This window comes from Tardiphaga sp. 42S5, assembly GCF_034044155.1.
Taxonomy (GTDB): Bacteria; Pseudomonadota; Alphaproteobacteria; order Rhizobiales; family Xanthobacteraceae; genus Tardiphaga; species Tardiphaga robiniae.
Genome location: NZ_CP139027.1, coordinates 5975992 through 5990036, shown reverse-complemented (window position 1 = coordinate 5990036; position 14045 = coordinate 5975992). Strand labels below are relative to the sequence as shown.

The following is a 14045-nucleotide window of genomic DNA, read 5'->3' as shown; positions in this document are numbered from 1 at the left end:
GAATGAAGACCCGCGCCGCAGTCGCCTTCGAAGCAAAGAAACCGCTTGAGATCGTCGATATCGATCTCGAAGGGCCGAAGGCAGGCGAAGTTCTGGTCGAGATCAAAGCGACCGGCATTTGCCACACCGATGCCTATACGCTCGATGGTTTCGACAGCGAAGGCATCTTTCCTTCCATTCTTGGCCATGAGGGCGCAGGTATCGTGCGTGAAGTCGGTCCCGGCGTCACCTCGGTTAAGCCCGGCGATCACGTCATCCCGCTCTACACGCCGGAATGTCGGCAATGCAAAAGCTGCCTGAGCCAGAAGACCAATCTCTGCACCGCGATCCGCGCCACCCAGGGCAAGGGCGTGATGCCGGACGGGACCTCGCGCTTCAGCTATCAGGGCAAGCCGATCTACCACTACATGGGCTGCTCGACCTTTTCGAACTTCACGGTGCTGCCGGAAATCGCGGTGGCGAAGATCCGCGACGACGCGCCGTTCGACAAGAGCTGCTATATCGGCTGCGGCGTCACCACTGGCGTCGGCGCCGTGGTCAATACGGCGAAGGTCACGCCGGGCTCCAATGTCGTCGTATTCGGCCTCGGCGGCATCGGCCTCAACGTCATTCAGGGCGCACGGATGGTCGGAGCCGACAAGATCGTCGGCGTCGACATCAATGACGACAAGGAAGAATGGGGCCGCCGCTTCGGCATGACCCATTTCGTCAATCCGAAGAAGGTCGATGGCGACATTGTTCAGCATCTGGTGGGGCTGACCGATGGCGGCGCCGATTACACCTTCGACTGCACCGGCAATACCACGGTCATGCGCCAGGCGCTTGAAGCCTGCCACCGCGGCTGGGGTGTCTCCGTTGTCATTGGCGTCGCGGAGTCCGGAAAAGAGATCGCGACCCGGCCATTTCAGCTCGTCACAGGTCGCGTCTGGAAAGGCACAGCCTTCGGCGGTGCGCGCGGTCGTACCGACGTCCCCAAGATCGTCGACTGGTACATGAACGGAAAGATCGAGATCGATCCGATGATTACGCATGTGCTCAAGCTGGAAGAGATCAACAGGGGATTCGATCTGATGCACGAAGGAAAATCGATCCGATCGGTGGTCGTGTTCTGAATGCAAGCTGCAACACCAGGGTGCCAATACAACAATGCTTCACACAAGTGACGCATCATACCAGGAGGATAGACTGATGACTGTTCATATCCACCCGTCCGTTGACGGCGGTGTCAAACAAGGTTCAGGCCATTTTGCCGGCGGAACGCTGGTCTGCAAATGCAGCGACAAGCCGGTCAAGGTTGGCGTCAAAGGCGACGTCGCTCATAACCACGCCTGCGGCTGCACCAAATGCTGGAAGCCAGATGGGGCAACCTTTGCTGTGATCGCAGTGGTTCCGCGCGAGAACGTCACCGTACTGCAAAACGGCGACAAGCTGCGTATCGTCGATCAGGCCGCAACCATCCAGCGCCATGCCTGCACCGGATGCGGCACCCACATGTTCGGCCGCATCGAGAACAAGGGACATGCGTTCTATGGCCTCGACTTCATTCATCCTGAATTGTTCGAAGAATCCGGTTCGGCCGCACCGGGCTTCGCCGCCTTCGTCTCGTCGGTGATTGAATCCGGCGTGAAGCCGAGCGACATGACCGCCATACGGTCGCGCCTCAAGGAACTGGGACTCGAGCCTTATGATTGCCTTTCGCCTGCGCTGATGGATGTCCTCGCCAATCACGTGGCAACGGCCAAAGCGGCCTGAGGTAACACAGCATATGAGCATCCGCCGGTGGCGACATGTCGCCACCGGCGTTGCTATTGGTAGATTTGCTCCGGCAAGGGGCTTCGACTTGGTGGGTCACTCGAATAATCGCGCTTCGGCCTCGCTGCGATCGGCCCGCTGCTTTGTAGCGTCAATACTCACAGCATTGACTGCACGAAGAGGGGTGGCTCGCAAACCGCTCGCCATGCCCTTTCGCTTTCGCGGGGCACAGCGTGCGGACATTCATACGGTCTGACCGCGTGGATGTCGAATATCACGTTCAAGCCCAGATTACGCCTTAGCGAAAGTCAGCAGTCGTTGTCGGCGGTTTTGCCCGGTGCAGCCGTTGCTCCCTCGGCCTGCTGTGCTGCAGTGGGCCGTCCTTGCATCTGCTTCTGAGCATCCTCGGACGACGCTGGAGTATTGCCGGCCTGCTGGTTCATGGCGCTTGTCGGTGGGTGCTGACCAGTGTTGGAATTTGCACTGCCGACCGTCGTTCCGGTGTTTCCCGGCGTCGGGCCAGAGCCCGCGTCACGCATTTCTGTCGATTTGTCGGTGGTGCATGGCCCCGCGTACGCTGCGGCACCACTAAGCCCCAGTGCGATGGCGCACGCGAGAATCAGTCGAGTCATTTTCATCTGTCTCTCCCTTGGGTAACGCAAGCAAGCTACGCCTCTGCGTGCATGCAGCATTTCCAACAAATCGTCGGGAGACGCTTAGGTTCCGTGCGTCGGTGGTAAAGCAGGCCCTGAATGCGCGATCCGTGGCTCCACGTATTCTGCGTTGCCGACGCAGGAACACTCTGAAGTAAAATAATTACCGGGTCTGGGCGGCCACCGGTCCGTATCATTATCACAACCGGGAAGGCGAGGCCGAGGACCATTCCCGGCCAACGCCCTTTCATCCCGAAACCCTACCTTGCCGGGGCCTTGGTATCCGCAATCTGGACATTCGAGAACATGCGTTAAGCGGCTTCCGGCTGATTACACTCGACGTGGTGCTCGGCAATCAGATCCATGGCCTTGTGTCGCCACATCTCGGCGTCGGCGAGATGCTTCCAGGTCTCTTCGGGGAAGTGCGCGGCTCGCTGACGGCAAAGGCTTTCCATCGCGCGATAGGTCCGAAGCTCTTTCATACCGACCTCCCGTTTTGTTTATCCTATCTCCGGTTTGATGGCGGGCTCAAGAAGATTCAAAGCAGACCTTTTGCTAGGATGTTCCGACGCGATCCTTGTCTGCCGGCCGCATCTTTTCACGGTCGCCTTCTTTTCAGAGGAACTCTTTCAACAACCGCAGGTTTCTCAATTCATCATCAGGAGAGATCGGTGCCCGAATACTCAGAAGAGCAGATCCGGAAATATGCCCATCAACTCTGGGAGAGGGATGGTAAGCCCGAAGGCAAGGCAGACGACTTCTGGCACCGAGCCAAGAGTGAATTGGAGACACCAAATCCTGACGATCCGAAACCGATGCCCGAGTAACGCATGAGAAGCGCGGGTAGCGCGTCAGAACGTGCAGCCACAGGTCAGGGTCTGTGTAAGGTAAAGTATTTGGGCGCGCATGGTTGAGCACAACGCGCCCGCTGCAATCAATGTAAGCACGTCGACCAACCGACGCCTGTGGCACGGGCGTTTTGGAGGAGGCCGAGTGTAAATTGACGCAGGGCCGGTGCAGCGGGGACTACTTCGAGAATAGTTCAAAGGGCTGTCAAACGGCGCCGTTCCGAGCTGTCTCTAGTGCATTGCTCAGCTCGTGAAGCTCATAGGGTTTGCGCAACAGCGGAAATTCCGAACCGGACTTCCGCGAGGCATCACTATAGCCCGATGCGAGAACCACCGGTATGTGTGGGTGACTTTGTTTGAGATGGCGAGCGAGGCCAAGACCATCCATTTTTCCCGGCATCACAACATCACTGAACACAATGTCGATGCCGTTGCGCTCCACTTCGCGCAAGGCGGAATCTGCGTCGGCTACCCATTTTACGCGGTATCCTAGCTCCTCCAAAAGGAGGGCGCTGGAGGTTGCAACATCGGGATTGTCTTCAACAAGAAGAACGGTGCCGGCTCCTTCGGCCAGAACCTCTGCTTCGTGCGCGCCAGCATGGCCCTCTCCGCGCGGAAGGCGAATGACGATTTCGGTGCCGGCGCCAAGGCGGCTTTTGATCCCGACATTGCCGCCGGCCTGATTAACAAAGCCATGAACTTGCGAGAGTCCCAATCCCGTTCCCTTGCCGACAGGTTTGGTCGTGAAAAACGGATCGAACACCCTCGCAATGACATCGTCGGGAATACCAGTGCCAGTATCGATCACCTTGATGTTCACGTACTCGCCTCTATCATCTCCGTCAGCGACACAGTAATTCTCGGCCTCAATCGTCAAGGTGCCTCCGTCGGGCATGGCATCACGAGCGTTTATGCCCAGATTGATAATTGCGGTCTCGAGCTCGGTTTGATCTGCAAATACCGGCCAGATTCCGGCGGGAACAGAGATCCCGAGCTGTATCGCGCTACCCAAAACCGCTGTCAAAACCTCGCGCACAGCCTGCACAGTCTCTCCAACGTCAAGTAATACCGGATCGACCTGTTGGCGACGCGCAAACGTCAGCAGCTGGCGCGTAAGTGCTGCACCGCGACGAACGCTGGCCTCGATAGCTTCTGCTGCCTTGACCACGCGAGGATCGGTGGCGTGGCGCTTGATAAGCCGAGAGTTACCGGTAACCGCCATAAGCAAGTTGTTAAAGTCATGGGCAACACCACCCGTCAGCTGTCCGAGGGCGTCCATTTTCTGCGATTCCGCTAGCTGCTTTTGCATACGTTCGAGCTGCTGTGCCGCTTGACGTCGTTCTGTGATATCGCGCGTGATCTTGGCAAAGCCAATCAGTTCGCCTGCGTTGTTGCGAACGGGATCAATGACCACACTCGCCCAAAAAAACGAGCCATCTTTACGAACGCGTAAGCCTTCTTCCTCGTAGCGGCCCTTCTCACGCGCAATTGCTAGCGCACGCGCCGGTTTCCCCGCGTCACAGTCACCGGGGGTGTAAAAGCGCGAAAAGTGCTGGCCGATAATTTCATCGGGAAGATAGCCTTTGATCCGCTGGCCGCCCAAGTTCCAACTCGTGACCCGTCCTTCTGGATCAAGCATGTACAGAGCGTAGTCTGTGACATTCTCCACCAGCAGCCGAAAATGACTTTCGCTTTCGTTCAATGCAGAGCGTGCCTGTATCCGCTCAGTAATGTCGCGCGTGATTTTCGCGAAGCCGACAAGAACACCATTTTCATAGATGGCATCAATGACGACGGAAGCGAAAAATCGCGAACCGTCTTTGCGCATCCGCCAGCCTTCCGCTTCGAAGCGCTTATTCCGACGCGCGGCCTCTAATGCGGCGGCCGGAAGCCCGGCTTCGCGGTCTTCCGGGGGATAGAAAATAGAAAAGTGCTGGCCCACGATCTCATCCGCGCCATATCCTTTAATCGTCTCGGCACCCGCATTCCAATTCGATACGATGCCGTTCAGGTCCAGCAGATAGATTGCGTAATCCGTAACGCCCTGTACGAGGAGCCGAAATGCACGCTCGCTTTCGAAGAGGCTACGCTCGGAGTTATTATTCTCAGTCATTAGTCACTTCCCTCGAAGCTAAATTAACGCGCGCCTGGGTTCTTGGCTAGTTATCGCCGGCTAGGACTAAACCTTTACAGCTGTTGCCGACGAAACGCTCTACTCGACGGTCAGGTCTTCAAGTTCTTCAGTAACGCTTAAACAGTTCACACACTCGAACGTTCGCAGTGGGTTGCCCGCGAGAAGATATTCGCATTCGCGTCAATGGTCCGAAGAGAAGGCAGCCCGGGGATCAAGCGCACGGATGGCCGCTTTCATCTCCCGTGTGCCGGCCAGCGAAATGCCGCGCCTGGCCATTCTAGCTACCGATGTGGTTCGGCAGGGCGGCGGCAGCCCGAACAGTCGACGCGCCCTCAAGGGAGAGCTGTCTTAGCCGAGCAATGTCGTTCTCTGTCCAGCTTCGACTGGTGGGATGGGGCATGCACTTACCTTTCAGGAGGCCGTAGGCCAGGAGAATTGGCCCAAATGTGAAGGTTGGCGCGCGCCTCGGTTTCGCAGGCTTGCTTGAGTAGCCGATCCCGCTCCACGTCGGCGGGTATTCGCGCTGCCCGGGCGCGCAACGCCTTCGCCTGATCAACCCGGATCTGCTGGGGATCGTTGTCTCTGAAGAAGTGACGCGGTTTCATGCACGCCTCCCTTCCATTGGAGGGGCGGGAGCGCGAATGGCGTTCTCATCACCGATAAAAGCCGCGAGCCACGCGGTGACGACGACCAATGATCTGGGCTCGCATTGGTTCCGCCCGAGGGAACGCGGCGTGGTGTGATCCCCCTGACTTGAGATTAAATTGACGCCACGATTATCCAGGAAGATCGCTGGTAAATGAGCGTCGGGCTCAAAGAGTGAGCATTTGTCGAGTCCTTCGGCTTCCTAATTGAGCAAAAAAACGCGTTTCGGCAAATCCAAAGAACAGCGGCGGTTTTTCCTAATTTACCCGAAGATGAGGCACGGCTAGCTTTCGTTCAGAGCGGCAGAGAAGAGGTTTGACTTAGTGCATGGAAGCCTGGTCCCGATGGCATCGACATCATCCTCTGCGAGCAATGCAGTAAAGCTGCATGCTCAGGGTATCTGCAAATTCTACGATGCCACAGCAGCGCTGAATCCGATCGAACTCAAAATCTTCACCGGCGAACTGCTCACACTTCTCGGACCGTCGGGCTCCGGCAAGACGACGCTGCTGCAGCTCATCTCGGGCCTTGTGAAGCCGAGCAGCGGTCGGCTGATCATCGACGGCCGCGATCAGACCGATCTGGAGCCCTACAAGCGCGATATCGGCGTCGTGTTTCAGAACTACTCGCTCTTCCCGCATCTGACGGTGCAGGAGAACATCGCATTTCCGCTGCAGATGCGCGGGCAGTCGGACCGGGTGTCCGCAACGCAGGTTGCCGGTGCGCTCGACATGGTCGGGCTTGAAAAGTTCGGCAAGCGCTTTCCGCACGAATTGTCGGGCGGACAGCAGCAACGCGTCGCGCTGGCTCGATGCCTTGTCTATAAGCCGTCGCTGATCTTGATGGATGAATCGCTCTCGGCGCTCGACCGGAAGCTCCGCGAGGCCATGCAAGTCGAGATCAAGCGGATCCACCGGGAGACCGGCTCGACGATCGTTTTCGTGACTCACGATCAGGAGGAAGCGCTCGCGCTGTCCGATCGCATCTGTCTGATGAATGATGGCGCGATCGAGCAGCTCGGAACGCCGCTCGAACTGTATGACAAGCCGAAGAGTATTTTCGCGGCGACATTCATCGGGACGTCGAATGTCATCAGCGGCGAAATGGTAAACGCGACGCAGATCCGGTCGTACATCAGCGACCGGCTGATCGATATCGGAGGCGCGCCCAAGAATGCGACTCCCGGTCGAGTCTGCAGTGTTGCGATCCGGCCCGAATATGTCCGCATCGGCGACAGCGGGGCAGGCCTCCTGGACGGCACGATCATCGAGCAGATCTATGCCGGCTCCGAGACGCGCATGATGGTCGAGTTGCCGCATGGCTCGGTCTTCACGGTCCGCGTTCCCGGCGGCGCGCAGCGTGGTCGGCTGGGCGAGCGCGTCTCGTTAGTGTGGGATTCCCAGCATATTCGCATCCTCGAGAGCTAGCCTACCAGGACGTCGCCCATCTTTTCATCCGAGTTGATCATCAAGGAACACCTCATGAAGCGCACCACGTTGAACCGACGCACGCTCATCAAGGCCACCGTCCTCGGAGGTAGTGCGCTGGCGATGCCATCGATCCTGACGAAGTCAGGGTTTGCGGCCGAGTCTCTCACTGTCGCGGATGTTGGAGGCGCGGCCGGCGACGCGATTCGCGTGGCCTTCTGTGAGCCGTTCAAGAAGGAAACCGGCGTTCAGGTCGTCAATGTCGCGCATGATCCGGATCCCGTCACGCAGTTCAAGCTGATGGTCGATACGAAGACCTATCTCTGGGACGCCTGCATGATGATCCCGGATTACATCTTCCGCCTTCAGGAGGGAAAGAACTATATCGCGCCGCTCGATCTGAAGGACGAGACCGGAGATATGGTCCCAGGCATGTTGACCGAGAACTGGCTCGGCTTCTCCGTGTTCGGCATTCTCATGGCCTACAATACCGAGAAGTTTGGCGACAACGGTCCGAAGAGCTGGCCCGATTTCTTCAACACCGAAAAATTTGTCGGCCGGCGTGGCCTCTATCGCGCGGGCTGGGGCTCGCTGGAAATGGCGTTGCTGGCAGACGGCGTCGCGCCTGACAAGCTCTACCCGATCGACGTCGATCGCGCGTTTAGGTCGCTCGAGAAGATCAAGAAGAACGTGTCGGTCTGGTGGACCAGTGGCGCGCATAACACCCAGATACTGCAGAGCGGCGAGGTCGACATGGCCGATACCTGGTCGGCGCGTGTGTATAGCGCGATCCAGGGCGGCGCGAAGCTCACGCCCGTTTGGCAGGGGCTGTATTCGGTGGATGGCTGGGCCATGCCGATCAATGGCCCCAAACAGTCGCTGGCCAAGGAATTCATCCGCTTCTGCATGCGTCCGGACCGGCAGGCCGCCTATTCGAATCTGGTGGCGAATGGCCCGACCAACAAGAAGGCGTTCGATTCGATCGCGCCAGAGCGCGCGAAGATTCTTGCGACCAATCCGGCGAACTTCGCCGGTCTCGTGCCCCTGGATCCGCGCTGGTGGTCGCAATCCAATAGACAGATGGTCAAGAAACGCATGGACGAATGGTTGCTCACCTGAGCCGAGTTCGCCGCAACGCCCAACCTCGCTAGTGTGAATTCGAACTGGTACTGACGATGACATCCAAAAAGCAGATCGTTCTATCGGCGCTTGTCCATCCGCATGGGATCTACAAGGGCGCCTGGCGGCATCCAGACGCCGAGGCCGATCGCGTCAATGATGTCGAATACTACAAGGAGGTCGCACAGCTCTGCGAGCGTGGTTTGCTCGACCTCTTTTTTATCGCCGATACGCCTGCGGCGCGTACCGACAATCTCGACATCTGGACACGATCGCCGCTGTTCCAGAACGTGATGGAGCCAGTGACGCTGCTTGCCGCGCTGGCCGGCGCGACGTCGCGGATCGGCCTCGGGGCGACGGTCTCGACCAGCTTCTTCGAACCCTACAATATCGCGCGGCAGTTCGCGTCGCTCGATCACATCACAGGCGGACGCGCCGCCTGGAACGTGGTGACGTCGGCCAATGACTATGCGGCCCGCAATTTCGGTCTCGACCGGCTGCCGCCGCATGGCGAGCGCTACGCCAAGGCGCGCGAATGCCTCGAACTCGTGAAATCCTATTGGGACACCTGGGATCAGGATGCGTTTGTCTTCGACAAGGAGAAGGTCATCTATTTCGATCCCAAGAAGTTTCACACCGTCGATCACAAGGGCGCATATTTCACGGTGCACGGCGGCCTCAATATCGCGCGACCGCCGCAGGGGCATCCCGTTATCATTCAGGCTGGCGCATCTGAGAGCGGCAAGGAACTGGCCGCGCAGACCGCCGAAATCGTGTTCGGGACAGGCGCCGAGCCCGAGGCCGCCAAGGCGTTCTACAGCGATCTCAAGGGCCGGATGCCGAAGTTCGGCCGGGATGAATCGCAGCTCTTCATTCTGTCTGGATTGAGCACGGTGATTGGCCGGACTCGCGAGGAAGCGAAGGAAAAATTTGAATATCTGCAGTCGCTGGTTCCGGTCGAAGTGAAGGTCATGGCGCTTAGCAATGATCTGGAGGCCAATCTGCTCGATCTGCCGCTGGACGAGCCGGTGCCGGTCGATCGCATTCCGGCCTCGTCCAATCTGCACCAGGCCTATTTCAATCAGATCGCGGACATGATCCGCGGCCAGAAGCTGACGCTGCGCGAGATGGCCAATAAATATACCAGGGGATCGAAGGCCATGTGCGCCACGGCCAACGAAGTAGCTGACTTCATGGAGAGCTGGATCGAGCAGCGCTGCTGCGATGGCTTCATGCTGTCGCCTGCAGTTGTTCCGGGTTCGCTGAAGGAGTTCATTGATGAGGTCGTGCCGGTCCTTCAGGAGCGCGGCATCTACAAGACGGCTTACAAGGGGAAGACTCTGAGAGAGAATCTCGGGCTCTATCCCGTCGCCAACAAGAACTCGTTGTAGCAGACAGCGATCGGGGGGGGGGGGCGTGACGTCGTTAGACCTATCTTCAGAGATCCTCCCGGTGACGGAGAAGCCGAGCTTTCGTTTCGGACCTATTTGGCTTGCCCTGCCAGGTGTGGCATTCCTTCTGATCTTCTTCCTGTGGCCAACGCTGCACATACTCGTGTCGGCCATATGGGGAGGCGACAGCGGCTTCTCTTTGAAGGCCCTGCTGGTGGTCTTCACATCGCCGTCCTACAGCCGCGTCATGACGACCACGTTCACCGTCGCCATCCAGGTGACGGCGCTTTGCGTGCTGATCAGCTATCCGTTGGCCTACTGGCTAAGCCGGCATTCGGCGAGGCGCCAGCGATTGATGATGATGCTGATCCTGCTGCCATTCTGGACCAGCGCTCTGGTCAAGAACTTTGCATGGCTCGTCCTGTTGGGCCGGAACAGCAGTTTTGCGCAGCTCATCATGTCGATGGGCGGAGCCGGCGATCGGCTGCTGTTCAACAAGACGGTCGTGCTGTTCGGCATCGTACACACGCTGGTTCCGCTTTGCGTTATCGCAATGATGCCGACACTGAACCAGGTCAACAAATCGCTGCTCTCGGCTGCGACGACGCTGGGCGCGAGTCCGACGCAGGCATTCTGGCGGATATTTCTTCCGCTTTCGATGCGCGGCGTAGCGACCGCCGGCCTGATGATTTTCATCACGTCGCTCGGCTTCTTCATCACCCCGTCGCTGCTCGGTAGCCCGCGCGAGACGATGGTGGGGCAGTTGATCATCGAGCAGATTAACGAATTGCAGAATCTTCAGCAGGGGAGCGCGTTCGGCGTGATCCTGCTCGCCGGGGCGATCATCGCAGTGGTGCTGTTCGACCGCGTATTCGGTCTTTCGGGCATGGGGGGCGGCAGTGGGCAATCGCAGCCGGACAGCCGTGTCCGTCGCTTTGGCCTCCGGCTGGCCGGCCGCATCGGCAACATCTTCGACCCGGTGGCGCGCAGTTATCGTAATACGTTTCGTGGATTGCCGGGATCCCGCCTGCTGGGATTGTACAGTGTGCTCGTGATCGCCATCCTGCTCGTCCCCGTGATTGCGATCATCCCGATGGCGTTTACGAGCGGGAGCTTTCTTGCCTTTCCGCCGCCTGGCTTCAGTCTTCGCTGGTTCGACACTTATTTCGCGTCGCCAATCTGGATGGCTGCCACCGTCCGGTCGTTCGGAATCGGCGTGGCTTGCGCGGCGCTGACGATCGTGGTGGCGGGGACCGTTGCCTTTGCGGTCGTCCGTTCGGGAAGCAGACTGGCGGGCGCCATCTTCATCTTCTTCATGTCGCCGATGATCGTGCCGCATCTCGTCATCTCGATAGGCCTGTTCTACCTGTTCGCGCAGATGTCGCTGATCGCGACAGACGTCGGCCTCGTGCTCGGCCACAGTGTGATCGCAACGCCCGTCGTCTTTATCATCGTCCTGTCGACCCTGCGTGGGCATGACTGGCGGCTGGATGACGCGGCGCTCACGCTCGGAGCCTCACCTCGCAAAGCATTTTTCAGGATCACGCTGCCATTGATCAGCGGTGGCATCGTTGCGGGGCTGATCACGGCCTTCCTCATCTCCTTCGAAGAGCTGACGATCGCGCTCTTCATTGGCGGTGGTCTGATCACGACGCTCCCCAAACAGCTTTGGAGCGACATCTTCCTCCAGATCAACCCGACCCTGGCGGCTGCGTCCGTTGTCGTGCTGGGCGTTGTGACGGTGCTGTTCCTGCTGATGGAGGTCATCAGCTATTGGCGAAAGCCGGCTTGACCGCGCCCATCGGGACAGGTGTATAAAAAGCGAGCATCGGATCGCGGAAGCCTGGATGCGAGCGTCCGGGTCTGCTTGGAAACACTCGCATCGACATGGCGGCCCGTAACGCCGATGGCAAGATCGCGGGTTCGCAATGCGTTTTACGTTAAGACAGCTGGAGTATTTCGTGGCTGCCGGGGAGACGGGCAGCATTACGCTCGCGTCCGAACGCATCAACATATCGCAGCCGTCGATCTCGACGGCCATCTCACACCTTGAGAAAGAGCTGGGCGTCCAACTGTTCGTCCGGCATCACGCGCTCGGTCTGTCGCTGACGCCGGCCGGGCGAAGTCTGCTCCGGGAAGCGAAGAACGTACTCAATCAGGCCGAGCAACTCTATTCGGTCGCCTCCGATGTCGACGGGCAGGTTCGTGGCCAGATTACGGTTGGCTGTCTGGTGACATTGGCGCCGATGGTCATGCCGGAACTGGCGCATTCGTTCACCACCGCATTTCCGGATACCCAGATCAGGCATATCGAGCTCAACCAGGAGCAGCTTCTCGAAGGGCTGCGCTGTGCCGAGATCGATGTCGTCATCACTTACGACCTGCAGTTGCCGTCGGGGATCGCATTCACGCCGCTGGCCCAGCTGCCCGTGCATGTCGTGGTCAGCGAAAACCACAGATTTGCATCCAGATCGGCCGTATCGCTTACCGAGCTCATCGACGAGCCGTTGCTGCTGCTGGATCTCCCGCTAAGCCGCGAATACTTCCTCGCTTTATTCATGGGCGAGGGATTCGAGCCGCGCATCGGCGGACGTTCAGCATATCAGGATGTCATTCGCACGATGGTTGCGAATGGCTATGGCTATACGCTGGCCAATGTGAGGCCGAGATCCGATACGGCGCTCGACGGCAGGAAGGTCGTCCGGGTGAAGCTCGTCGGTGAATACCGCCCGATGGTGATCGGCGTCGCGACACTGGCGCAACTGACCAAGTCACGCTTGATCGAAACGTTTCAGGCGCATTGCCAGGCGCTGATTTCCGAAGACTACATACCCGGCATGGTGGCCCCCGGCGTCGATCATCCGGTATCCGGAAAGAAGTGAGCAGGGCACGACGGTTTGCGCCGATCCTGCCTGGTTCAGGATCAATGCTGCTGACTATGCAGGCATGCCTCGGAAAACCGGAAGGTGCCCTTCGCGAAAGCGAATTAGGCCGAAACCGGCAGGTTCAGTAAGCTCAATCACAAGTCCAGCGCATCCGCCGAGCAGCGTTCGAACCGCATCATCCAGATGTGATGACAAACGTCCGGTTTTCGGTACGCGCCGTTGGGTCGCGTCTTCACAGCGTCGATCAACGTTGGTGCGTCGAAGCCGAAGCCTCGACAGACGATCGTCGCAGCCCGCGGCGGTGCGCAGCATATGTTTCGCAAATCGGAGACAGTCATTGACCACCGAACCGAATGATTCCAACGAACGCCAGCTGAGAATTGACCTCGCGGCTGCCTTCCGCCTGTTTGCAAGGCTGGGCATGCACGAGGCTGTCGCCAATCATTTCAGCGCGGCAGTGTCGAGCGATGGTCGCAAATTCCTGATGAATCCGAAGTGGAGACACTTCTCGCGGATCAAGGCCAGCGATCTCGTGTTGTTCGATCTCGATGCAGATGGCTCGTTCGGAGGTCAGGCATCGGTAGATCCAACCGCGTGGTCGATCCACAGCCAGATGCACAGCCTGCTTCCGCAGGCGCGCGTCGTGTTGCATCTGCATCCACCCTTCGTCACGACCATCGCCACGCTGGCCAATCCTGACATCAAACCGATCGACCAGAATACGGCGCGCTATTTCAATCGTGTCGCTTTGGATGCCGCATATTCCGGAATGGCCGACAGCGAGCAGGAGGGCGCACGTCTGGCAAAGCTGCTAGGCAACCGCTCGCGCCTGATGATGGGAAATCATGGCGTGATGATTGCTGCGAGGACGGTCGGCGAGGCGTTTGACGACATGTACACCATCGAGCGTGCGTGCCAGACCCTGGTGCAGGCCTATGCCACCGGCCAGCCACTGAACGTGCTGCCTGACGATATTGCCGAACGCACCGCACACGACTGGGAAGGTCTCACCGATTTTTCCGAAGCGCACTTCGCCGAAATGAAAAAGCTGCTCGATGCGGAAGACCCGTCCTACGCGCATTGAGCGTTCGTCGTCGTGCGTCGATCGGTGCGCGGAGCCTTCACATCGGTCGAGCCTAAGCACTGGGAAGCCAAATGATAGCGTTCGCGTGCTGGTGTGTTGCTTCAACA

11 protein-coding genes are annotated in these 14045 nt (G+C 58.7%); 9 read left to right on the top strand and 2 right to left on the bottom strand.

Annotated elements, in window-relative coordinates; translation table 11 throughout:
- Window positions 1-2: 2 nt before the first annotated feature.
- Window positions 3-1112 carry an S-(hydroxymethyl)glutathione dehydrogenase/class III alcohol dehydrogenase gene (locus SFY93_RS27935; RefSeq protein WP_089266009.1) on the top strand — a complete coding sequence of 370 codons (1110 nt, stop codon included), beginning with the start codon at window positions 3-5 and terminating at the stop codon, window positions 1110-1112.
- A gap of 76 nt (window positions 1113-1188) precedes the next feature.
- Complete coding sequence (gfa, locus tag SFY93_RS27930; RefSeq protein ID WP_315843722.1) at window positions 1189-1752, top strand: S-(hydroxymethyl)glutathione synthase; 564 nt, start codon at window positions 1189-1191, stop codon at window positions 1750-1752.
- Window positions 1753-2060: 308 nt separating this feature from the next.
- Here gfa and SFY93_RS27925 read toward each other — a convergent pair whose 3' ends face one another.
- Complete coding sequence (locus SFY93_RS27925; protein WP_320445384.1) at window positions 2061-2390, bottom strand: hypothetical protein; 330 nt, start codon at window positions 2388-2390, stop codon at window positions 2061-2063.
- 356 nt (window positions 2391-2746) lie between these two features.
- On the opposite strand from SFY93_RS27925, the gene SFY93_RS27920 reads away from it, so the two are divergent.
- Window positions 2747-3232 (top strand): DUF2934 domain-containing protein, encoded by a 486-nt coding sequence (locus SFY93_RS27920; protein WP_320445383.1) that lies wholly within the window; start codon window positions 2747-2749, stop codon window positions 3230-3232.
- Between the two features lie 226 nt (window positions 3233-3458).
- On the opposite strand, the gene SFY93_RS27915 is transcribed toward SFY93_RS27920, so the two are convergent.
- Entirely contained in the window at window positions 3459-5366 is a 1908-nt protein-coding gene (locus SFY93_RS27915; RefSeq protein ID WP_320445382.1) for a hybrid sensor histidine kinase/response regulator, read from the bottom strand.
- A gap of 1010 nt (window positions 5367-6376) precedes the next feature.
- On the opposite strand from SFY93_RS27915, the gene SFY93_RS27910 reads away from it, so the two are divergent.
- The 6 genes from SFY93_RS27910 to SFY93_RS27885 all read left to right on the top strand — a co-directional run bounded on the left by SFY93_RS27910 (window position 6377) and on the right by SFY93_RS27885 (window position 13938).
- On the top strand, window positions 6377-7459 hold the full coding sequence (locus SFY93_RS27910) for an ABC transporter ATP-binding protein (RefSeq protein WP_320445381.1): 1083 nt from the start codon (window positions 6377-6379) through the stop codon (window positions 7457-7459).
- A 54-nt stretch (window positions 7460-7513) separates the two neighbouring features.
- Window positions 7514-8578, top strand: a complete 1065-nt coding sequence (locus SFY93_RS27905) for an ABC transporter substrate-binding protein (protein WP_320445380.1) — start codon at window positions 7514-7516, stop codon at window positions 8576-8578.
- Between the two features lie 56 nt (window positions 8579-8634).
- Window positions 8635-9969, top strand: coding sequence for an LLM class flavin-dependent oxidoreductase (locus SFY93_RS27900; RefSeq protein WP_320445379.1), 1335 nt, complete (start codon window positions 8635-8637; stop codon window positions 9967-9969).
- Window positions 9970-10216: 247 nt separating this feature from the next.
- Window positions 10217-11761 carry an ABC transporter permease subunit gene (locus SFY93_RS27895; protein WP_320447870.1) on the top strand — a complete coding sequence of 515 codons (1545 nt, stop codon included), beginning with the start codon at window positions 10217-10219 and terminating at the stop codon, window positions 11759-11761.
- A gap of 136 nt (window positions 11762-11897) precedes the next feature.
- Window positions 11898-12851, top strand: coding sequence for a LysR substrate-binding domain-containing protein (locus tag SFY93_RS27890; RefSeq protein ID WP_320445378.1), 954 nt, complete (start codon window positions 11898-11900; stop codon window positions 12849-12851).
- Between the two features lie 340 nt (window positions 12852-13191).
- Window positions 13192-13938, top strand: coding sequence for a class II aldolase and adducin N-terminal domain-containing protein (locus SFY93_RS27885; RefSeq protein ID WP_068734603.1), 747 nt, complete (start codon window positions 13192-13194; stop codon window positions 13936-13938).
- Window positions 13939-14045 lie beyond the last annotated feature (107 nt).